Below are 21,399 nucleotides of genomic sequence, written 5' to 3' on the forward strand. Positions count from 1 at the left end.
CCCCTCACCTGAGAAGCCTCGGCTTTTCAGGCTCACCCCATCCTCGGCGCCATCCGGCGCCGCCTCGCCCTCCGGGCTCGGTGCAGGGTGCTGGTGAATTCCTAGCACCCCGCCAGGCTCCTATCCCCGCTCGTCCAGCGGCACCCAGCGCCGGCCCTGGGCTCCGACGTAGGTGGAACTCGGCCGGATGAGACGGCCTTCTGCCCGCTGTTCCCGCCCGTGGGCCGTCCAGCCGGCGACCCGGCCGATGGCGAAGGTGGGAGAGAAGAGTTCCGTCGGCAGGCCCAGGCCGTCGAGCAGGAGCGCGGTGTAGAACTCGACGTTGGTCTCGATGCGGCGGTCCGGTTTGCGCTCGCGCAACAGCCGCAAGGCCACCTCCTCGACGCCCCGCGCCAAGTGCCAGAGATGCCGGTCGCCCGCGCCCCGCGCGAAGTAACCTTCCGCCGCGGCGGCCAGCACATCGGCCCGCGGATCCCGCACCCGGTACACCCGGTGGCCGAAACCCATCAACCGTTCGCCGCGGTCGAGGACGGCGCGGAGCCAGTCCTCGGCGCGCTCGACGACGCCGATCTCCCGCACCATGTCGAGGGCCGGCCCGGGCGCGCCGCCGTGGAGAGGACCCTTCAGCGCCCCCAGAGCACCGACCACCGACGACACGCCATCGGAGCCGGTGGAAACGATCACCCGGGCGGTGAAGGTCGAGGCGTTGAAACCGTGATCGCACACCGTGTTGAGGTACGTTTCGAGACCGCGCACGCGCTCCGCCGACGGCTCCTCGCCGGTCAACTGCCACAGGTACCCGGCCGCCAGGCCGAGGTCCGGGCGCACGGGGATGGGCTCGTCACCGGCGGCCAACCGAGCGTAGGTGGCGACCAGACTGGGGACACAGGCGACCAGCGTGCGCTCATCGGCGGTTGGATCCAGCGCCAGCGAGGCCGCCCCCATCACCAGCGCGTCCATCACTCCAACTCGCCCCTCGGCCGCGGCGGCGAGTAGGGCCAAGGTGGCCGGAGCGAGCCTTCGGCGGGAGGCGAGTTCTTGCCGGAATGCGTGCAGCTCGCGGGCAGTGGGCAGGCGGTCCTCCCACAACAGGAAGACCATCTCCTCGAAGCTAGCGCGGGGCGCGATCTCCTCCAGCGGATACCCACGCAGGGTCAGGCGGCCGGCTTCGCCCTCCACCCGGCTGAGGCTCGTTTCAGCGGCGACGATGCCGGCCAGGCCGGGCCGAAAACTCACATCAGAGGGTGGGGCACCAGAGGGCGTCATCGAACCTCCTTGCTGCCTCCCCGGGAAAGACCGAGGAGGCGTTCTAGATTGATTTATCGCCCGGATTGTGCATATTGTCAATCTTGATCTAAAAATCAATATATGTGAGATTATGCTCATGGCCGATGACTTTCTGACCGCCGAAGAGGCGGCGAACAGCCTCGGCATTCGGGTGGCGAGCCTGTATGCCTACGTGAGCCGAGGCATGTTGACCTCGGAACCGATTCCCGGGGAGCCGCGGGGGCGCCGCTACCGGCGCCAGGAGATCGAGCGCCTGGCCGCCCGCAAGGCGCTCCGGCGGGACCCGGAGAGCGCCGTGCCGACGGCCCTCGACTTCGGCGCGCCGCTGCTGGAGTCCGCTATCACCCTGATCGAAGGCGGACGCCTCTACTACCGGGGTAGGGATGCCAGCCGCCTGGCTCGCAGCCGGAGCGTGGAAGACGTGGCGGCCCTGCTGTGGACCGGCGGCGCGGAAGACGGTGCCGACCTCTTCGGCCCGCAGAGCGGCAGCCCACCGAACGACGACCCGCCGCAGATCGAGGACGCCGCGGACGGGGACTGGGACCCGATCAGCCGCTGCCAGGTCGCCCTCGCCAGCGCCGCCGGCAGCGACCCCGGCGCCTGGGACCTGCGGCCGAAGGCGGTGCCACGGACCGGAGTCCGTATCTTCCGGCGCATGGTGGCCGAGATGAGCGCGGCCGGCAGCGGCGCGGCGGAGCAACTCCCGGCGGCGGGGACCGGAGCGGCGGCGCAATTGGCAGCCTGCTGGGCGCCGGAACGGCCGGAGGCCGCCGGCCTGTTGCGCGCCGCCCTGATCCTCTGTGCCGACCACGAATTGAACGTCTCGGCCTTCACGGCACGCTGCGTCGCCTCGGCGGAGTCGTCCCCCTACGACGTGGTGATCGCCGGCCTGTCAGCCCTGCGCGGCCGGCGCCACGGTGGCCACACGGCGCGGGTGGAAGCCCTCCTCGATGAGGTGAACTCGCTGGGCGATGCCCGGCAGGCCCTCGGCGAGCGCTTGCGCCGCGGCGCGCAGGTGCCGGGCTTCGGACACACCCTCTACCCGGCCGGCGATCCACGCGCTGCCTTGCTCTTGGAACTGGCCGCCAAGGCGGCTCCCGAGGTCACTGCCGTTCCGGCCCTGGTCGCAGCGGCGGACGAAATCTTGGGCGAAAAGCCGACCCTCGACGTCGGCCTGGTGGCGCTGGCCGGCGCCCTCGACTTGCCGCGCGCTGCACCCCTCGCCCTCTTCGCCCTCGGCCGGACCCTCGGCTGGATCGGCCACGCCATCGAGCAGTACGCCGCCGGCCGCCTGATCCGGCCGCGCGCCCGCTACACCGGACCGGCACCGGGTTAGACTCATTCCATGATCTGCCCAAATTGCCGCGCCGAGTTTCGTGCAGGAATCGACCGCTGTGCCGATTGTGAGATTCCCCTGGTGCCGGGAGGGGCCGTTGACGAAGGAGCGGATCCCGTCCGCCTGGTCAAGGCGGCGGATCCGGTGCGCCTGAGCGTGCTCAAGACCCTGCTCGAAGCGGAGGGCATTCCGTACTTCGTGCAGGGCGAGGAATCTCTCCACATGTTGCCCATCGCCGGCCAGGGCGGCATCTTCTCGAAAGACGGCTTGGCCGCTTCGGTGATGGTTTCGGAGAATTACATCGAGCAGGCCCGGGCGGTGATCGAAGCCAGCGACGTCAGTTTCGATGGTGAGGACCTGGAACCGGACTGAGTCCCTTCCTACACCGTCGCGAACCGCCAGGCCAAGCGGGCGGCACCACCCAGACCCACAGCCCCAAGGCCCGATTGCCGAGCGTGGACGGCGAGCAACCGGTCGAACAGCCCCGGTTCCGCCGCCAACGCCTTGATCGCCCGGCGGCGCCAGGCCGGACGTCGCGCGAGGGCGAGCAGCAGGTGGGTCATGGCGTCCGGCAGGCGGCGCAGCCGCCGGCAGGCGACGGGGTAGCGCGACAGCTCGCCGGCAGCGACGGCGGCGACCAGCGCTTCGGCCTGCTGAAAGGCCAACGACAAGCCTTCGCCGGTGATCGCGTCCACATAACCGGCGGCATCGCCGACCAGCAGCAGATTGCCCCGTCGCACCGAGCGCACTCGCTGGCGCAGGGGACCGCAGCCGCGCAGCGGACTGCTCGCCGCCGCCCCGGCCAGCCGCTGCCGCAGCACCGGAAAGCACCGCAGCAGGTCGTCGAAACCCACTCGCTCGCCGGCCCGTCGACGACCCCACAACAGGGCGACCCCGATCTCGTCTTCCGCCACCGGCGTGACGTAGGCCTCGCAGCCGGCCGCCCACCAGACCTCGACGAAGGAACTCCAGGGCCGCAGCCGGAAGTGTCGCCGGGCGCCGAAGCGGGCGGCCCGCGCCGGGCGGCCGGCGAGGCCGGCCCAGCGGCGCACCCGGGAGCGCAGGCCGTCTGCGCCCACCAAGATGCGCCCTTCGGCGACGGCGCCCTGGCCGATCGTGCGCCACCCCTCGCCGGCCGGCTCGATGCCCTCGACGGATGCTCCCCAACGCAGCTCGACCCCCACCGCTTCGGCGCGCTCCACGAGCCGCCGGTGGAGGTCCGTGCGGCGCACGCCCAATCCACCGTCGACCGGGAAGCGGCCGCTGGCGACGGTGGCCCCCTCGGGTGTTTCCTGCCGGTAGCGGATGCCCCCAAAACGCCGGCCTCGGAGGTCCGCGGCGGCCATGCCGAGGCGTTCGAGGGCGGCCAGTCCGTCGGGCATCAGGCCCTCGCCGCAGGGCTTGTCGGTGGGCGGCCGGGAGCGGTCGAGCACGGTGGTCCGCAGGCCGGCGAGGTGGCCGCCGATCGCCACCGACAGGCCGGCCGGTCCGCCTCCGACGATCACCAGGTCCCTCACCGCGTAGATCTCACGGCTCGGGCTCGGAAGGAGGATTCGGGGAGGCCGAAGACTGGGCTCGGCGGGCGCGTACATAGGCGAAGCCCGATCGGGCGAGGGCGCCGAGCATGCCGATGGGGGTGACCCGATTCGGCGGAGTTAGCTCTTCCCCCAGGTAGAGGCGCAGGGCCTCCTGCCGTCGGAGCTTGCCGGAGGTGGTGCGCGGTAGAGTGCCCGGCTCCAGCGGCACCACCCGATCCGGCGCGACGCCGGCCGCCGCCAGCACCGCCCGGCGGCAGGCTTCCGGCAGGCCTTCGATCTCTTCGTCCGTCGCGTCGCGGGCGGTCTCGACAAACAGCACCAGCTCTTCCTGACCCTCGCCCTCCGGCAGCCAGCTCACCGCCGCAGCGCAGCCGGAACGCACCCCGGCCACGCCGTACACCGGATGCTCGATCTCCTCCGGCGCATGGTTGCGGCCGCGCAGCACCACCAAATCCTTGGCCCGGCCGGTCAGGTACAGCTCGCCGTGGCGCAGAAAGCCGAGATCGCCGGTGTCCAGCCAGCCGTCGACCAGCGCCTCGGCGGTCGCCCGGGGGCGATTCAGATACCCCTCCATCAGCGATGGCCCGCGCGCCCAGACGCGGCCGATGTGCCCCTCGGGGAGAGCCGTCCCGTCGCCACCATGCTCGGCCCGGATTTCTACCTCGAAGCCCGGCAGCGGCCGGCCCAGAGAGGGCAGTTCGAGGCCGTCTTCGGCCACCTCCGCGCGGCGCTGCCGGGAGAGAGTCCGGCGATCGAAGGTCTCGCTGCGAAAGGGCTTGCCGAGATCCGAGAAGGTCACCGCCAGGGCCGCCTCGGACAGACCGTAGACGGGGGTCAGGGCCTCCGGCCGGAAACCCCAGCGGGCAAAGCGGTCTCGGAACGCCCGCAGCACCTCCGGCGCGACCGCCTCGGCACCGTTCAGGGCCACCCGCCAGCAGGAAAGATCCACTCCTTCCATCTCCTCGTCGCGGATCTTCGCCAGACACAGGCCGTAGGCGAAATTGGGCGCCGGCGAGACGGTGGCGCGGTAGCGCGAAATGGCGCGCAGCCACAGCGCCGGCCTGGCAACGAAGGCCTCCGGCGGAAGCAGGGTGAGGAGCGCCGGGCGCTCCAGCGCCGGCAGGATACAGCCGATCAACCCCATGTCGTGGTAGAGCGGCAGCCAGCTCACTCCCGAGTGCTCGATCAGCGCACTGTCCGGCCAAAATTCGTTCAGGGCGCGGGTTTGGGCGACCAGGGCGCGGTGCGTCAGGGCGACCGGCTTGGGATCGACGGTGGTGCCGGAAGAGAACTGCACCAGGGCGAGATCGTCCGGTTCCACCGGCAGCAGCTCCATCGGCTCCGCCGGCAGATCGCTCAAGAGGTGGCAACCGAGGGGCGGCTGAGCCTGTTCGATGGTCTCGCCGAGGATGCGGCGCACCCGGGGCGCTGCCAGGACCATGCGGGCGTTGGCGGCCCGGATCATGGCGGCGGTGCGCCGGTGGTACTCCGCGAGGCGACCGAGGCGCACCGGCGGATAGAGCGGCACCGGCACCGCGCCACAGGCCAGAACGCCGAAGAACGCTGCGAAGAAGGCCGGCTGGGTGGGGAAGACGAGGGCCACCCGCTCACCACGCCGCACCCCCGCGGCGCGCAATCCGCCGGCGACGATCAGCGCCCGATCGAGCAGTTCCGACCACGCAGCGAAGGTTTCCGCCTCGCGGCGATCGACGAAGCGCAGCCCCGCTGCAGGAAAATCCGCTGCGCGCGCCAGAAAGTCGTTGAGCGTCTCCGCGGCCAGGGTGGAGAGGCTCACTTCACCTCCCCGCTCATTCGGCTTCCCCCGTGGCGAGCTTGTCGGAGATGGTCGCCACCAGATCGCCGACGGTTTCGATGGTCTCCTCGTCGGCATCGTCGAGGATGACCCGAAAGTGGTTTTCGATTTCGACGGCGAGGGTGAGGAGGCGGAGCGAATCGAGCCCCAGATCCTCCACCAGGTGCATTTCCGGGCGCACCGGCCCCTGCCACTGGAGATGCTCGCGAGCCACGCCAGTGACGCCGGCCAGCACCGCTTCGGGAGTTGGATCGAGGAGAGTCGAGTTCATGATCAGAACACCTTGACGGCCGAGGGCGAGGCGCCGCGCAGGGCATGGTCCTCAATGGAGATTCGCACCTTCAGGAGCCATAGATTCAAAATGCCCCAGATTAGGGCCGTCCCATAGGCGCCGTGGATCAACGGCAAGGCGAACAGTTCCAGGGCCACGGCCAGGTAATTGGGGTGGCGCAACCAGCGAAACGGGCCGCCTTCGACCAGCGGGGCCTCTGACAGCACCAGCACCCGGGTCGTCCAGCGAGTGCCGAGAGTACGGATGGTCCAGTAGCGGAGCGCCATAGTCGCAGCCACCACCGCCGCCGCGATCCAACCGAGCCAGGGAATGAACGGCCGACCGAAGAGCCACGCTTCGAGCGGCCCGGCGGCCAAGAAACTGGTGTGGAGGGCAACCATCCATGGATAGTGAGAGGCCCCCACCTCGACGGCGCCGCGACCGCGGAGAATCCGCTCATGGCGCCGCGACACGACCAGCTCGACCAGCCGTTCGCAGGCCACCGCCGCCACCGCCAGGGTGAAGATCCACCGGCTGTCGAGGTCTACCATCGCAGCAACACCAGCTCCGAGCAGAAACCCGGCCCCATAGCCAGGAGAACCCCCCAGGCGCCGGCTTCCGGCGGCCGCTCGCGCAGGGTTTCTTCCAGCACCAGCAAAACCGAGGTGGACGACAGATTGCCCACCTCCCGAAGGCTCCGCCAGGGGATCGCCAGGTCGTCTTCGGACAGCTCCAGGGCCTCGCCGATGGCCGACAGCACCCTCGGGCCTCCGGGGTGGCAGATCCAGCGGGCGACATCGCCGCGCCCCAGTCCGTGGTCGACGAGAAAGCGGTCGACATCCTTGCCCAGGTGGTCCCGCGCCATCTCCGGCACCTCCGGCCCCAAGACGATGCCGAAGCCGCGTTCGGAGATGTCCCAGCCCATCGCCCGCTCGGTATCGCGATAGAACACCGAGCGGGTGGCGACGATTTCCGGCCCGGCGGCGTGACCGGGCAGCGTACCGCGCTCGGCGCCGGTGATCGCCACCGCCGCGGCGCCGTCGCCAAAGAGGCCCGAGGCGATGAGGTTGGGAATCGAGAGATCCTGCCGCTGAAGAGTCAAAGAGCACAGCTCGACGGACAGCAGCACCGCCACTTGATCCGGAAAGGCGCGCACGTAGTCCGCCGCCCGGGCAATGCCGGCAGCGCCGGCGACGCAGCCGAGGCCGAAGAGCGGCAGGCGCTTGATGTTTTCCGGTAGGCCCAGGCGATTGACCAGCCGTGCGTCAATCGAAGGGGTGGCCACGCCGGTGACCGAGACAAAGAAAATAGCGCCGACATCGTCCACCGTCAGGCCGGCGCCGGCGAGGGCGCCGAGCACCGCTTCGCCCCCGACCTCCTGAGCCACCTCGATCCAGGCGTCGTTCGCCTGGCCCCAGGTATCGAGGCCGGCGTAGCGTTCGATCGGCAGCGCGAGGTAGCGTCCGCCGACCATCACATTGCGGTGCAGTTGCTCCAGTCGCCGCAAATTGAAGTGGCGTTCCGCCCAGTGGTCCCGCAGGGCCGCGACGAGCGTTTCCTGGTCGTAGTAGTGCGGTGGGAAGGACTTCCCAACGGCGGCGATCTTCACGCGGCAGGCTCGGGTACTTCTAGGGAACTCGGCACGTAGCCGATCTTAGCCCGGATCCTCCACGGACTTCGGCACCTCTCGCCACTCAGCCTAACAATTCGGCCGGGGAGAGAAGGCGGCCTACCTGGACTGTTTCTTCACATCGGCGAGGCGTTTCTCGATCACACGAATGCGATTCTCTGTGAGTTCTTCCAAGGCCTGGATGCGTTTGCCGCAGGCCGCAGTGATGTCGCGAGAAAGCCCTTCGTGCCGACCTTCGAGGTCCTTTTGCTCCTGTCTCAACCTGCGGAGTTGCTGGCGCCTCGACTTGCGCGCCGAACGCTTCAATCTGACCCCTGGGGAGAGGTCCGTTTGCGCGATCGCGGATGCCAACTCACCGATCCTCGACTCAAGCGCTTTGCGTTGTGCCTCGAGTGTGTGGACATCTGACTCGTTGATCAGCGCTGCAACCTCAACAGAACTCTGCCAAAAGTCGTGGCCGACCACCGTAACCAGGCCACTGCATGAGTCGCGAGAGAATTCCTCCTTGCCGAGCGTCGAAGCGGCGGCCAGTTTCTTGGCGAGCTGATCTGTTTGTCGCGCGCAACTCGCCTTCGATTCGGTTGCAGAACGATCGAGCTGTTGCTGCAACCTGACGACCTCCTGCCGCGTGCTGTGGAGCGCAGCTTTCTCGGAAGTACAAGGAGGAGCTGCGCCCTGTGGTTGACGACCTTGCGCGTATTTGAGTTTCGGCAGGATGAGCGGCGTGGCTTGCCGTTGGCGACTCGTGACTTTCGACCTGGCAGGAACTCCCTGTAGATCGTCTGACTTGCTGTCGGAGCCCGCTGTGGGTGGCTCGCAGTTCGCCATTGCTAGCATCAGGATCTCGCTTTTGTAGTTGTTCTCGGCTTCAGCAAGCAGCGATCCCACCTTCCATCGGAAGTTCGGGTCCAGCGCGTCGTAGGACTGCCAGAGCAGGGCGCTGAGGAGATGGGAGGCCAGCCGCCAATCTGCCCGATGGAGCGCGTTCCGAGCTTCCTCGTATAGCTGCTCGCTGTTGAGTTCGCCTCTGGGCCGCTGGTCTCGGGCGTCGGCTCCTGCCGGGAGGAGCAGTGCACAGGCAAGGATCCAACCCGCGGCTCGCAGCGGATAGAAACGGATTAGCCGGCAAGTGCTCATGTCAGTCACTCCTCTCGCAGGTCATCGGACTTGATGCCGGCGGTCGATTCGCCTGCGCGGCGCGCTCGGATGGCGTCTAGCTGGTCGGCGAGTTCGGTACCGTTGCTCGCATCGCTCGGGGGCAGTCGCAGAAGATAGATCGCAGCGTCTTCGACCGTGGACCTCTGCTTGGTGAGCACCGTTGCCATCATCAAACCCGCGCCAACGAGCGCCAAGATGATGCCCGGTGAAGCGGTCGCGATCGACATCTTGAACGGCGAAGCTTCCGCCTGCACCCGCGTGTCTTCCTCTCTGAGCTTGCCGAGTACGAAGACGGCTCCGATGATCGCCATGATCATGCCGGTGACGAAGCCGAGGTAACGAATCCACAACTGGCCCATCATCTGCATCGAAGCCAGCCGATAGCGGCGGGCGACGACGTCGGATTCGAGCAGGGCAGCAATCTCCACTTGACCGGGCGGCAGAAGTTCAGGCTCGATCTCAGTGAGGATGTTGGGAGATTCCCGGGTCAAGTGCCACTGGAGGTAGGCCAGTTGCGCGAGGGAGCCGACAAAAAAGAAGACGGCAAGAGCCGCTACCGAACGCGCCATCAGAGGAAGAAGCCGTTCTTGCCATTGGGCCAAGCCAGCCGAGGAACCGCCGGGACGGTAAACCGGCCTCTCCTCTGGCTGAGAAGCCCCAGGCCTCCGGTCCTGCGTCTGGAATCCTCTCGAGGCTCTGCTTTGGTCCAAGTGCCCCTCCCAAGGCGCACTGGTCTCCCGGAGCTCCAGGAGTACCGGTAAAAAAAGCGGGCCGGCCCTCAGGGTTGAGGGCCGACCGCGGAGGAACTTGCGTCAACCCCGGCCGCGGATTGCCGGTGTGGATCCATCCCCGCGGAGTGTTGGGCCCCGCTTGATGGGCACGGTGCCGGCAGTGCGACCGAAGCCGTCTACTTCCTATAGAGCGTGGTGCGAGAAAAATGGGGTAGTCGCCGCCGAAAAAACTTGAGACCTAATTCTTAGTGGGATGCTGAAAACTCCGACAGGAATTTCAGCACCCTGCGACCGAGCCCCAAAGGGCTCGGCGGCGACTGGGCGCCCCCGCCAGAGGCGCCGTGGATGGGGTGGGCCTGAAAACACAAGTGCTTTCAGGCGAGGGGCGGACCGCGGGCGGGCGCCCAGCCCCCTAGAGAATGAGCTAGCAGGACTGCTGAGATCAAAGGGCATAGCCCCTTTTCAGCAACCTGCTAGGAGCTGCAGATCTCGAAGTGGAAGGTGTCCACGTCGCGCCCGCCGCGGGCGCTCAAACGGAGGACGTGCGGGCCGGCTTCGAGGCGCGAGGCGGGTAGCGCGAGGATCTCCCGGGAGCCCCCGACGCCCTGGCGGCGGAGGCCTTCCCGACGCAGCCGCACCGCACCCCGGCGATCGACGATCTCCGCCACCAGTGGTTCGTCCGGGCCGAGCGCCGCGAGCTGCCGAAGATTCAACGCCAAGGCGGTGCTCCGGTCGCCGGGCACGCAGGGACCGTCACCGACGCCGCGCACCGGCGGGGTCACCTCGACGATCCGAACCAACGCGAGGTTTCCGCCGGCGAGGGACTCTCCGTCGAGAATTCGCTGCGCCCGCTGAACGGCCCACAGTCCCCACAGGCCGAAGAGCAAGCAGGCGGCCATCAAAATCCTGCCGGTGGTGCGGCGCAAGGGACGCGAAGGCGAAGGTCTCTGAAGACCCGGCCCGGCGCCGGTGGGCTCCCGACCCAACCGTTTGCGCAGGGACGCCCAGGCGGCCTCACGCTGGTCCTGGGATAGGTACGGGCCGGGGCGATGAGGAAACTCCAAGAGTTCTTCGATAACTTCTCGGCATTCGTCGCAGCGCTCGCGATGAAGATCCAGCCAAGCCCGCTCCTCCACCGGCAAGCGCCCCTCCGCATAGCTGATCCATTCGTCCACCGAGGGGTGACGCGCACCGGTGTGCGCGGCGAGTTCAGCTAGGAGATCTTCGAGATCCTCCGGGTGATCCACGGTGGTTCCCTGGCGCAGGCCTCCCTGGGTCGGAGCTAGCCGCCGAGCCGCCTCTTCAGTTTGGCCCGGCCTTGGGCCAGGTGAGCCTTGACCGTCGCTAGCGAGATGTTCAGCTCGTCGGCGATTTCTTGGTAGGACCATTCTGCCATCCACAAACGCATGCATTGGCGCATCCGCGGCGGCAGCCGCTGGACCTCGTCGTGCAGACGGCCCACCTGCTCTCGCCGCAGGGCTTCTCGCTCCGGTGTCCGATCGCCTTTCCAGCCTGGGCGATCCTCCACCTCGTCCCGCGACCCATCGATGGAAACTTCCTTCCCGGCACGCTTCTGGGCCGAGAACCTACGGCGGTGTTCCCGTAGCTCGTTCAGAGCGATCTTGAAGACCCAGGAGTCAAAGGTGCTTTCGCCCCGAAAATTATTCACTCTGTTGATGATGCGAAAAATCGCCTCTTGGGCTAGATCGTCGCAGTCATCGCGCCGCACTCCCCGGCGCAGGAAGAATCCGATCAACCTACTGTAGTAGTGCTCGAAGAGCGAGCGAGCGAGCCCGTCCGCATCTTCGGCCAGTGCCCTTTGTAGGCGAGGGAGTGTCCACCGGTAGGTGCCAACTTCCGCTGGTGGAGACGGGCTAGACCTCGCCTCAGAGGGAGGGGTGGCACAGGGAGCAGCGGCACTCCCGGGCTCTCGGCGCAAACGAAGCCAGCGCTGAATTGCATTTCTTAAGAAAGTATACACCTTTGACACACTGATGTACATAGAGAAATTTCTCTATTAATTGTGCCGTATTCTTCCGCGAAGGGAAGATTGTTGCCCCTAGGGCTCTTTTTTTTCTATCGTCCGCCGAAGGCTCGAGGCCCACGCCGCAGCGGCCAACACCAAGCCAGTTGCGGAATAAAGGGCCAGAGCGCGCAACGAGAAGGACCAGTCGCCCGGTCGCGGTGGGAGTCCCGCCGTAGCGGAACTGAGAATCGCCACCGGCCCCCGAAACAACCAGGCGGTCCAACCGGTCAGCAATCCGCTGACCACGAACGATCCTCCCCGTTCAGAAAGCAGTAGGAAAAGCGCTGTCAGAGCGATGGCTTCAAGCCCCCAGAAACCGATCACCGTCAACGCTGAGAGGCCCCTCGGAACCGGTCCAGCGGGCGCCGCGAGCGCCTGGTGCAGAGCACTCACCAGGATCACCAGCGGCAAGGCCCAAAGCATGAAGCGTCCCAAGGTCCTGAAATGATATCGCAGTATCTTGCGTTATACTTGAGCATCTAAAATAAAGCCGTCTTGAGGTGAGATGTATTTTCCTTCGCTCCGGACGATGGTTGAAGGGTTCGAGATCCGTACTCCATTGGCTCTTCGGAAGACGACTCCGAGCTCCCGATGGCCGAGCGGACGCGAAGCCCCGCTAATCCGATCGTCGCCCATCAGCGTATGATTTGAATGATGACCCCCGAGATTCCTCGCGCCACCCTCCTCGTCTTCACCCTCGGCGCCGACCGTGATGCAGTGCGCCGGCCGGTACTGCCGCCACGGCTGCGAGACGAGGAGGTGGCAGCGCGCCGGGCTTGGCTCGACGGCGTCCTCGAAGCCGGCCGCCGGACGCACTGCCGGCTAGAGGTCTCGGCCCCCACGAACCTCGATCTGCCGCAGGATGTGTTCCGCGCCCCGCAGGAAGGAGGCACCTTCGGCCAGCGCCTGGCGCGGGCGATCGGGCGGGCGGGCGGTCACACTGACGGACCGCTGGTGGTGGTCGGCGCCGACTCGCCGGGATTCTCGGCCCGTCACATCCGCCAAGCCCTCTGCCTCCTGCGGGCCGATCCGAAGCGGGTGGTCCTTGGGCCTGCCGCCGACGGCGGCGTGTACTTGATCGCCACCGCCCGGCCGATCCCCGGACTGGCGGAGAACGTCGTCTGGTGCCAGAGCCACACCCTGCGCAGCCTGAAGAGCATCCTGAAGAACCAGGGTCGGGAGGTGGTCGAACTCGAAGCTCTGGCCGATATCGACGATGTTCCCGCCTTCATCCGCTGGCTGCGCTCCGCGGAAAGCGCCTGGCGAGGACTCATCGGCCATCTGCGGGCGCGCCTCGCCGCGACCCTGCGGCCCGGCCGGCCGCGCCGCCTCGGCTCGCCTCGCGACTCGCAGGCCTCCCCCCTTCTCGCCCGCGGCCCGCCGGCGGTCGCCTGACCGCAATTTCCGACACCTTCTAGTCCGATACCGCTTCGGTGGATCCGCCGCAGGCCGGCGGCGCCACTGCGGGACCCAACGTGGACGGCCCGCGCTCCGGGTGCGAACCGGCCACCGAACACGAGAGTTGCCATGACCGAACCTTCCGTCCGCGCCGCCCCAGGGAACGACTTGCCGCCCCCGCGGGTGCGTCTCGCGGCCCTCGATACCTTGTGGTTTCAGGTCGCCGGAACGGTGTGCAACTTGGCCTGCAACCACTGCTTTATCTCCTGCTCGCCGACCAACCGCACCCACGAGATGATGTCCCTTGCCGAGGTCGAGGGCTACCTGGTGGAGGCGGTTGAGCTGGGGGTGAAGGAGTACTACTTCACCGGCGGCGAACCGTTTTTGAATCCGGCGATGGAGGCGATTCTCGAAGCCACCTTGGCGGTGGGTCCGGCCAACGTGCTGACCAACGGCCTGCTGCTCGACAGCGAACGCTGTGCCCGTCTGCGCGCCCTGCAAGATGCCTCCGAGTACTCCCTCGACCTGCGCGTTTCCCTAGACGGCTTCGACGCCGCCAGCAACGACCCGATCCGCGGCGAGGGCTCCTTCGAACGGGTGCTCAACGGGGTGCGCAACCTTCTCGCCGCCGGCCTCAATCCGGTGTTGACGGTGACCGAAGTCCACGGCGTGAGCGGCACCGAGGCGGGCAAGGCCAAGTTCTTCGATCTGCTGCGCGGGCTGGGCGCCGACAAGCCGCGGCTCAAGGTGCTGCCGGTGTTCCAGATCGGCTCCGAAGCGGAGCGCGGCGGCGCCTACGAGAGCTGGCAAAAGCTGCGCGCCGGCGAGGTCGCGGACGACGGCTGGGAGCACCTGCAGTGCAGCTCCTGCCGCATGGTGACGGACCGCGGCGTATGGGTGTGCCCGATCCTGGTCAATGAGCCGGAGGGCAAGATGGGCGAGACCTTGAGCGACACCCTGGGCTCGTATCCCCTCGAACATCCGGCCTGCTGGACCTGCCATGTCTACGGCGTTTCCTGCAAGACCTGAGGCGACGAAACGATGGCCAACCGAATTCCAGAAGACGCCGTCGAGAAGGCGCGCCGCGCCGCCGAACGGCAGAAGCTCACGCGCCACCGGGGCCTCGCCACCTGGGGCGAGAAGCTCGTTCCGCTGGAGCGTTTCCGCAAGGCGGTGGACGAAGCCGGCACGGCCCTGAACCCCGAGGAGAGGGCCGACGCCCGCCAGGAGTACCGCCGGCCGAATTCCGAAGGACCCGCTCCGGAGGCGGAGGGTCCGTACCGGCGGATCGCCGTCTTCGGCGGCGTCTACAACAATCACTGCGCCCTCGCCGCACTGCTCGAAGAGGCCCACCGGCGCGATGCCGAAGCGGTCTACTGCCTCGGCGACCTGGGCGGCTTCGGTCCGCACCCGGAGAAGGTCCGGCCCCTTTTGGAGCAGGGCGCCGTCAAGACCCTTCAGGGTAACTACGAGGAGTCCCTTGCCTCCGGTCGGGAAGACTGCAACTGCGGATATACGGACCCGCGCGACAACCACTTCGCCACTCTCTCCTACCGCTACACGGAGGCCCACTGCTCGCCGGAGTTCAAGGCGTGGATGGGCACCCTGCCGCGGCAACGGCGGGTGAGGGTGGGAAGCCGGGAGCTGCTGCTGGTGCACGGCTCGCCGCGGCGGATCAACGAATTTCTGTTCTTCTCCAGCGCCCCGGCGGCATATTTTGAGACGTTGCTCGACCAGCACCGCTGCGACGGCCTCCTGTGTACCCACACCGGTTTGCACTGGCACCGCCGCCTGCCTTCCGGCCGCGACGCCGTCAACGTCGGGGTGATCGGCCGGCCGGCGAACGACGGCGACCCGCGGGTGTGGTTCTCGATCCTCGAAGAGAGCCGCAACGGCATCGACGTCGAACTCGTGCCACTGGCCTACGACCACCAAGGCCTGGCCGAGGAAATGCGCCGGGAAGAGCTGCCGGAAGAATTTGTCGAGACCATCCTCAGCGGATGGTGGACCACCTGCCTCGAAGTCCTGCCGCCGAGGGAGCGCGCGGCTTCCAAGTACTGAGCACCATGACTTCGCAATCTTTGGGAAAGAGAGGGACGAAATGACCATCGCCGAAAGCCCCGCATCGACCACTTCGGACACCGTCGAATCGATTGTCCGGCAACGCTATGCGCAGGGCGCCCAGGAGCAGGTGGCGGCGCTCTGCTGCCCGGTGGACTACGACCCGAAGTACTTGGAGGTCATCCCCTCCGAGGTGATCGAGCGCGACTACGGCTGCGGCGACCCGAGCCGCTACCTCGCGACCGGCGAGACGGTGCTCGACCTAGGGAGCGGCACCGGCAAGATTTGCTTCATCGCCTCGCAGGTGGTCGGCTCCGAGGGCAAGGTGATCGGGATCGACATGACCGCCGACATGCTCGACGTGGCGCGCCGCGCGGCGCCGGTGGTGGCCGAGCGCATCGGCTTTGGCAACGTCGAATTTCGCCGCGGCCGGATCCAGGATCTGGGGTTGGATCTCGACCGCCTCGACCGGGAACTCGCCGGCCAGCCGGTGACCGACGCCGAGCACCTGTTGGCGGCTCAGGGCCTCCTCGACCGGCTGCGCCGGGAAGAGCCGCTGGTGGCCGACGACTCGGTGGACGTGGTGGTTTCCAACTGCGTGCTCAACCTGGTGGCGGCGCCGGAGAAACGCCAGCTCTTCCAGGAGATTTACCGGGTGCTCCGGAAGGCCGGCCGGGCGGTGATCTCGGACATTGTCGCCGATGAAGAGGTGCCCGAGGAACTCCAGCAGGACCCGGACCTGTGGAGCGGCTGCATCTCCGGGGCGCTGACCGAGGAAGGGTTTCTCCAGGCCTTCGAAGAAGCCGGATTCCACGGCGTCCGCATTCTGGAGCGTCAGCCAGAGCCCTGGCAGACGGTCAGCGGCATCGAGTTCCGCTCCCTGACGGTCGAGGCCTTCAAGGGCAAGGAGGGTCCCTGCTGGGAGCGCAACCAGGCGGTGATCTACAAGGGACCGTTCCTGGAAGTGACCGACGACGACGGCCACAGGATGACCCGCGGCCGGCGCTACGCGGTGTGCGAGAAGACCTTCGAACTGTATCGCCAGGCTCCCTACGATGGGATGTTCGAAGCGATCGAGCCGCGGGTTGAGATCCCGCAGGCCGAAGCCCAGCCCTTTGACTGCAACCGCACTGTGCTCCGCCATCCGAAGGAAACCAAGGGTATGGACTACAACGCCACCACCGAGGCCTCGGACTTCTGCGCTCCCGGCTCGGACTGCTGCTGAGGGTGGCGTCGGTGATGAGATGTTTCGCGTCCACCGTCCGCGCGGCGATACTCCTAGCCGTCGGCCTGTTCTTCGGTGCAGAGTCCGCCGAAGCACTCAAGGTCAACGGTTCGTCGACGGTCAATCCGGTGGTCACCCGGGCCGCCGAGATCCTGCGGCAGGAGCAGGGTTTGGCGATCGTCGTGGACACCCAGGGCGGCAGTTCCGGGGGCATCGCCTCCGTCGGCGACGGGAGGGTGGACGTGGGGATGTCGTCGCGCCCGTTGAACGACGGCGACCGTGAGCGCTATCCGGAGACGGACTTCCGCACCGTCACCATCGGTCTCGATGCCGTCGCCCTGACCGTTTCGAAGGACGTGTGGGAGAGCGGCCTGCGCTCGCTGACCCGCGACCAGGTGCGGGGGCTCTACGAGGGGAGGATTGAGAACTGGCGAGAGGTCGGCGGGCCGGATCGCCGGGTGGTGTTCTTCAACAAAGAGCCCGGCCGCGGCACCTGGGAGGTGTTTGCGGACTGGCTCTACGGCGACGCCGACGAGGCACCGCTAGTCAGCCTACCGGAGGTTAGCTCGAACGAAGAGGGCCGCACCAAGGTGGGCTCCACCCGCGGCGCCGTCACCCAGCTCTCGGCCGCCTGGGCGGACGGTGAGAGGGTCTTCGCCCTGGCCCTCGAGAACGAGCACGGCGCGACCGTCACGCCGACGGATCGCAACCTCGACCACGGCCTCTATCCGCTCGTCCGCCCGCTCCTCGTCCTGACCGACGGCGAGCCGATGGCCGAGGCGCGAACCCTGATCGATTTCCTGCTCTCGGAGCGCGGCCGACGGCTGGTGGAAGAGAGCGGCTACCGGGCGGCGGAGAAGGCGACCCGGTGATGCGCCTCGGTTGGGTGCGCGGTGCCTGCGTGGCCGGCGGGCTCTTTGCCGGTCTGTTCTTCCTCGGCCAGCTAGCGATGCTGGCGGTCGACAGCCTGCCCCTGTGGCGCCACCAGAGCCCGGCCGACTACCTGGGCGGGGTGCAATGGTTCTACCGCGCCGAGCTGTTCGGCGTGCTGCCGATGATCTACGGCACGGTGGTGGTCGCCACGGTGGCGATCCTGGTGGCGGCGCCCTTCGGATTGGGTACGGCCCTGTTCACCGCCGAGTACCTCAACGCCTCCGCTGGCAACCGCCGGCGGCGCGACCGCTGGGTGGTCAAGTCCGCCGTCGAGCTGCTGGCCGGCGTGCCCTCGGTGGTCTACGGCCTGATCGGGGTGCTGGTGCTGCGGGACGTCGTTTACCGCCTCGCCGAACCCTTCGACCCGCTCTCCGGCGACACCCTGCTGACCGCCGGACTGCTGCTGTCGGTGATGATCCTGCCGACGGTCACCACCTTTGCCGACGACGCCCTCGCCGCGGTACCGGCAGACCAGCGCCGGGCCGCCCGCGCCCTCGGCCTCAGCCGCGGCCAGACCATCGCCCGGATCGCCCTGCCGCAGGCGCTCCCCGGACTGGCGGCGGCGGTGCTGCTGGCCCTCGGCCGCGCCCTGGGCGAGACCATCGCCGTGTTCCTGGTGGTCGGCCGTCTGGACAACCGATGGCCGGAGCATCCGCTTTCCCCGGCGGTGCTCCTCGAACCCGGCCAAACCTTGACCAGCAAGCTCGGTGGTTCCGAAACCTTCCTCGCCTGGGGCGACCCACTGCACTGGGCGGCGATGGTGAGTCTCGGGCTGGTGCTGCTGGTGCTGACCCTGGGGATCACCCTGATCGGCCGGCGCTTTGCGGGAGTACCGGGCCGGGACCAGGTGAGCCGGCCATGAACCTTTCGGAGCATGCTCGCAGGTTGTCACAGTCCTCCGCGGCAACCTGCGACCGAGCCCGGGAGGGCTCGGCGGCGGGTCGAAGGCCCGCCGGGGATGGGGGTGAGGCCAAAAAACCGCGCCTTTTCGGCCGAGGGGGGCGCCCAGCCCCTTTGGCCCGCTGGACGGATCGTCTCTTCGGACTGTGGGCCGCCGGCAGCGCGCTGGTGGTCGGAGCGCTTTTTGTCGCCCTTCTCGCCACCATCGCCCAGCTCGGCGGGCCAAGCCTGTCCTGGGATCTCGTCGCCAGCGCCTCGGCCGAGGCGGGCGCTGCCGGAGGGCTGCTCTACCAGCTCGTCGGGACGATCGTCCTGGTGTTGACGGCGGCTCTATTCGCGACCCCCCTGGCCCTCGCTTTGGGCCTCCTCGCCGGCTACTGCCTCGCACCGGCCCAGGCCCGCCGCCTCGATGCCGTGCTCTACGCCGCCAACGGTATCCCTTCGATCCTCTTCGGCCTCGTCGGCATGGCGTTCTTCTCGCGCTACCTCGGCTGGGGCAAATCCTGGCTGGCCGGCGGCATCGTGCTGGCGATGATGATCCTGCCGACGGTGACCGTCGCCTTCGCCGAGCGGGTGCGGGCGATCCCGCGGAAGTACCTGGAGGCGGCTCACGGCCTCGGCCTGTCGCGGGATCGGGTAGTGCGCTCGGTGGTGCTGCCGCAGAGCGCCGGCGGGCTGCTCTCCGGCACCCTCCTCGGCCTCGCCCGGGCGGCCGGCGAAACAGCACCAATCTTGTTCACGGCGGCGGTGTTCTCCGGCGCCACGCTGCCCACCGGCATCCGCGACAGTCCGGTGCTGGCCCTGCCGTACCACATCTTTGTGCTGGCCCAGGACTCGCTCCATCCCGGGGCCGGAGCCCGGCTGTGGGGCGCCGCCCTGCTGCTCGTGCTGCTGGTGGCGGCCTTCTCCCTGGCGACCCTGCCGGCACGCCTCAGCAGCCACGAGGAGGCGCGCCATGGCTGAGATTCTTCGGGCAACGGATGCCCCGCTGGTCGCTCGCCGCCTGACGGTGTCGAGCGCCGAGCGCACCCTGCTGCAGAGTATCGATCTCAGCGTCCACACCGGCCAAGTGCTCTGCCTCACCGGACCCTCCGGCGCCGGCAAGACCACCCTGCTGCGTTGCTGCAATCGCCTGGTGGACCTCAGCACCGGCCTGCAGGTGACCGGCCAGGTGTGGGTCGAAGGTCAGCCGATCTTCGACCGCCGGGTGAATCCGGACGCCCTGCGCCGGCGGGTCGGCATGCTGTTCCAGCAGCCGGTGATCTTCCCGGGCTCGGTCGAACACAACGTCGCCTTCGGCCTGTCGGGCAAGAGAAAAAACTTCGGCGAGCGGGTCGAGCGAGCGCTGCGGCAAGCGGCCCTGTGGAGCGAAGTGAAAGACCGGTTGCGGGATGCGGCGAGCCTCCTGTCCGTCGGCCAGCAGCAGCGCCTGTGCCTGGCCCGCACCCTCGCCCTCGAGCCGCGGGTGTTGCTGATGGACGAGCCGACCAGCGCCCTCGACCCGGAAGCGACCCACAAGATCGAAGAGCGCATCGTGAGCCTCAAGCAAGGTCGCGCCATCGTGGTGGTGACCCACGTACCGGCCCAGGCGGAGCGCCTGGCGGACGTCACCTTGCGCCTGACCGTGCGGGACGGGGTGGGAGCGATGGCCGGCGAAGAGCGGCAGGGCGCCACGCGCGACCTGCCGAATTCCTGGACCGAGCCCGAGGCGGCGGTGACCGACCGATGACAACCTCCCAGGGGAGAACCTGAGATGAAGCCGAAAATCGCCATCCTCGGAAGCGGCCCGACGGGCCTCGAAGCGGCCCTCGCGGCGGCCGAAGGCGGCTATCCATTCGTTCTGTTCGAAGCCGGCGACGGACCGGCCGCGGCGGTGCGCTCCTGGGGCCACGTGCGGGTGTTCACCCCCTGGGACCTGAACGTATCGCCACGCGCCCGAAAGCGCCTGGCAGCGGTGGGACACGAGCCGCCGACGGGGGGCGCCTGTCCGACCGGCGACGACCTGGCGGCGCAGGTGTTCGACCGCCTGGCGGCACTGCCGGAGATCGCGCCGTGCCTGCGACTCGGCACGCGGGTGCTCGAAGTGGGCCGCGACGGCCTGGTGAAGAGTGACGAGATCGGCACCGGCAACCGGCGGCAGCGACCGTTCCGGCTGCTCGTTCGCGACGCCGACGGCGGCGAGCGTATCGAACGCGCCGACATCGTGCTCGACTGCACCGGCACCTACGGCTCACCCAATCGCCTGGGCGACGGCGGCATACCGGCCCCTGGAGAGAACGCCGCCGACGGGGCGATCATCCGCCATCTGCCGAAGATCGACGCCGGCGGCTGGGCGGACCGAACGGTGCTGCTGGTGGGCGCCGGCCATTCGGCCCGTACCGCCGCCCGCGATCTCGCCGACCTCGCCCAATCCCATCCGGAGACGCAGGTCGTATGGGCCCTGCGGAAGACCGAGCCTCCGACGGCGCCGGAGGAGGATGAGCTGCCCGAGCGACTGGCTCTGGAGCAACGAGCGGCAGAGCTGGCGAGCGGCGATTCGCCGGCCTTCGACATCCGCCTCGGGGTGGTGGTCGAGGGACTGGCGCCAGCCGGCGACCGGCTCCGGGTGACCTTGCGGCGGCGCGACGGCGGAACGGACTCGGTCGTCGAGGTGGATCGCATTCTCTCCCTCACCGGATATGTCGGCGACTACCGCCTCTATCGCCAGCTCCAGGTGCACGAGTGCTACGCCACCGCCGGGCCGATGAAGCTGGCGGCGGCGCTACTCGGCGCCGGCGGCGGCGACTGCCTGGCCCAGACCAGCCACGGCAGCGAGTCCCTGGTCAATCCGGAGCCGGACTTCTTCCTGCTCGGAGCCAAGTCCTACGGCCGCAACACCACTTTCTTGATGCGCACCGGCTGGCAGCAAGTGGACGAAGTGTTCGGCTTGCTCAAAGAGGAGGGCAAGGCCGCATGACGGGTGGGTTCAGACCCCAACTGTGGAGCGGATGTTTTGGGCTCTTGCTGCTCTGGATAATGGCCGGTTGCGGCAGCAGTGGCCCAAAGCCCAGCCAGGTCGGCGATCCCGGCTTCGACTTGAGGTCCCCGAAGCC

At 68.2% G+C, this 21,399-nt stretch carries 21 protein-coding genes; 11 read left to right on the forward strand and 10 right to left on the reverse strand.

Translation table 11 applies throughout. The annotated features are described in order from the left end of the window. Nucleotides 1–120: 120 nt before the first annotated feature. Nucleotides 121–1,266: a citrate synthase/methylcitrate synthase gene (locus tag AAF481_08095; GenBank protein ID MEM7481122.1), complete on the reverse strand. Its 1,146-nt coding sequence runs from the start codon at nucleotides 1,264–1,266 to the stop codon at nucleotides 121–123. A gap of 118 nt (nucleotides 1,267–1,384) precedes the next feature. Here AAF481_08095 and AAF481_08100 point away from each other — a divergent pair, with 118 nt between their 5' ends. Continuing rightward, nucleotides 1,385–2,623 carry a citrate synthase family protein gene (locus AAF481_08100; protein MEM7481123.1) on the forward strand — a complete coding sequence of 413 codons (1,239 nt, stop codon included), beginning with the start codon at nucleotides 1,385–1,387 and terminating at the stop codon, nucleotides 2,621–2,623. Nucleotides 2,624–2,632: 9 nt separating this feature from the next. Beyond that, nucleotides 2,633–2,995, forward strand: coding sequence for a DUF2007 domain-containing protein (locus AAF481_08105; protein ID MEM7481124.1), 363 nt, complete (start codon nucleotides 2,633–2,635; stop codon nucleotides 2,993–2,995). Nucleotides 2,996–3,003: 8 nt separating this feature from the next. Here the strand turns inward: AAF481_08105 and AAF481_08110 are convergent, their stop codons facing one another. The 9 genes from AAF481_08110 to AAF481_08150 all read right to left on the reverse strand — a co-directional run bounded on the left by AAF481_08110 (nucleotide 3,004) and on the right by AAF481_08150 (nucleotide 11,766). Continuing rightward, a complete protein-coding gene (locus tag AAF481_08110) occupies nucleotides 3,004–4,140 on the reverse strand; it encodes an NAD(P)/FAD-dependent oxidoreductase (GenBank protein MEM7481125.1) in 1,137 nt (378 codons plus the stop codon). A gap of 10 nt (nucleotides 4,141–4,150) precedes the next feature. Continuing rightward, nucleotides 4,151–5,956 carry a fatty acyl-AMP ligase gene (locus tag AAF481_08115; GenBank protein MEM7481126.1) on the reverse strand — a complete coding sequence of 602 codons (1,806 nt, stop codon included), beginning with the start codon at nucleotides 5,954–5,956 and terminating at the stop codon, nucleotides 4,151–4,153. Nucleotides 5,957–5,969: 13 nt separating this feature from the next. Further along, nucleotides 5,970–6,245, reverse strand: coding sequence for an acyl carrier protein (locus tag AAF481_08120; GenBank protein ID MEM7481127.1), 276 nt, complete (start codon nucleotides 6,243–6,245; stop codon nucleotides 5,970–5,972). A 2-nt stretch (nucleotides 6,246–6,247) separates the two neighbouring features. After that, complete coding sequence (locus AAF481_08125; protein ID MEM7481128.1) at nucleotides 6,248–6,796, reverse strand: isoprenylcysteine carboxylmethyltransferase family protein; 549 nt, start codon at nucleotides 6,794–6,796, stop codon at nucleotides 6,248–6,250. Then, a complete protein-coding gene (locus AAF481_08130) occupies nucleotides 6,790–7,854 on the reverse strand; it encodes a 3-oxoacyl-[acyl-carrier-protein] synthase III C-terminal domain-containing protein (GenBank protein MEM7481129.1) in 1,065 nt (354 codons plus the stop codon). The genes AAF481_08125 and AAF481_08130 overlap by 7 nt, the downstream gene beginning before the upstream one ends. A 120-nt stretch (nucleotides 7,855–7,974) precedes the next feature. Continuing rightward, nucleotides 7,975–9,012 (reverse strand): hypothetical protein, encoded by a 1,038-nt coding sequence (locus AAF481_08135; protein ID MEM7481130.1) that lies wholly within the window; start codon nucleotides 9,010–9,012, stop codon nucleotides 7,975–7,977. A 5-nt stretch (nucleotides 9,013–9,017) separates the two neighbouring features. Then, nucleotides 9,018–9,602, reverse strand: coding sequence for a hypothetical protein (locus tag AAF481_08140; protein MEM7481131.1), 585 nt, complete (start codon nucleotides 9,600–9,602; stop codon nucleotides 9,018–9,020). Nucleotides 9,603–10,237: 635 nt separating this feature from the next. Beyond that, nucleotides 10,238–11,011 carry a hypothetical protein gene (locus AAF481_08145; protein MEM7481132.1) on the reverse strand — a complete coding sequence of 258 codons (774 nt, stop codon included), beginning with the start codon at nucleotides 11,009–11,011 and terminating at the stop codon, nucleotides 10,238–10,240. Between the two features lie 35 nt (nucleotides 11,012–11,046). After that, nucleotides 11,047–11,766 carry a sigma-70 family RNA polymerase sigma factor gene (locus AAF481_08150; GenBank protein ID MEM7481133.1) on the reverse strand — a complete coding sequence of 240 codons (720 nt, stop codon included), beginning with the start codon at nucleotides 11,764–11,766 and terminating at the stop codon, nucleotides 11,047–11,049. A 678-nt stretch (nucleotides 11,767–12,444) separates the two neighbouring features. On the opposite strand from AAF481_08150, the gene AAF481_08155 reads away from it, so the two are divergent. From AAF481_08155 to AAF481_08195, 9 genes are all read left to right on the forward strand, one after another. After that, nucleotides 12,445–13,185: a DUF2064 domain-containing protein gene (locus AAF481_08155; GenBank protein MEM7481134.1), complete on the forward strand. Its 741-nt coding sequence runs from the start codon at nucleotides 12,445–12,447 to the stop codon at nucleotides 13,183–13,185. 132 nt (nucleotides 13,186–13,317) lie between these two features. Continuing rightward, complete coding sequence (locus AAF481_08160) at nucleotides 13,318–14,217, forward strand: radical SAM protein (protein ID MEM7481135.1); 900 nt, start codon at nucleotides 13,318–13,320, stop codon at nucleotides 14,215–14,217. Nucleotides 14,218–14,229: 12 nt separating this feature from the next. Further along, complete coding sequence (locus AAF481_08165; GenBank protein MEM7481136.1) at nucleotides 14,230–15,249, forward strand: metallophosphoesterase family protein; 1,020 nt, start codon at nucleotides 14,230–14,232, stop codon at nucleotides 15,247–15,249. 40 nt (nucleotides 15,250–15,289) lie between these two features. Next, complete coding sequence (locus tag AAF481_08170) at nucleotides 15,290–16,474, forward strand: methyltransferase domain-containing protein (protein ID MEM7481137.1); 1,185 nt, start codon at nucleotides 15,290–15,292, stop codon at nucleotides 16,472–16,474. A 14-nt stretch (nucleotides 16,475–16,488) separates the two neighbouring features. Further along, nucleotides 16,489–17,346, forward strand: a complete 858-nt coding sequence (locus tag AAF481_08175) for a phosphate ABC transporter substrate-binding protein (GenBank protein MEM7481138.1) — start codon at nucleotides 16,489–16,491, stop codon at nucleotides 17,344–17,346. Continuing rightward, the gene (gene pstC / locus AAF481_08180; GenBank protein MEM7481139.1) at nucleotides 17,346–18,269 is read left to right on the forward strand and encodes a phosphate ABC transporter permease subunit PstC; all 924 of its coding nucleotides are present in this window, start codon (nucleotides 17,346–17,348) and stop codon (nucleotides 18,267–18,269) included. The genes AAF481_08175 and pstC overlap by 1 nt, the downstream gene beginning before the upstream one ends. Before the next feature lie 152 nt (nucleotides 18,270–18,421). Then, the gene (locus AAF481_08185) at nucleotides 18,422–19,270 is read left to right on the forward strand and encodes an ABC transporter permease subunit (GenBank protein ID MEM7481140.1); all 849 of its coding nucleotides are present in this window, start codon (nucleotides 18,422–18,424) and stop codon (nucleotides 19,268–19,270) included. Then, nucleotides 19,263–20,036: an ATP-binding cassette domain-containing protein gene (locus AAF481_08190; GenBank protein MEM7481141.1), complete on the forward strand. Its 774-nt coding sequence runs from the start codon at nucleotides 19,263–19,265 to the stop codon at nucleotides 20,034–20,036. The genes AAF481_08185 and AAF481_08190 overlap by 8 nt, the downstream gene beginning before the upstream one ends. 24 nt (nucleotides 20,037–20,060) lie before the next feature. Then, nucleotides 20,061–21,263 carry a flavoprotein gene (locus AAF481_08195; protein ID MEM7481142.1) on the forward strand — a complete coding sequence of 401 codons (1,203 nt, stop codon included), beginning with the start codon at nucleotides 20,061–20,063 and terminating at the stop codon, nucleotides 21,261–21,263. The last annotated feature ends 136 nt before the right edge of the window (nucleotides 21,264–21,399 follow it).

Source organism: Acidobacteriota bacterium, from assembly GCA_039030395.1.
In the GTDB taxonomy this organism is placed as follows: domain Bacteria; phylum Acidobacteriota; class Thermoanaerobaculia; order Multivoradales; family JBCCEF01; genus JBCCEF01.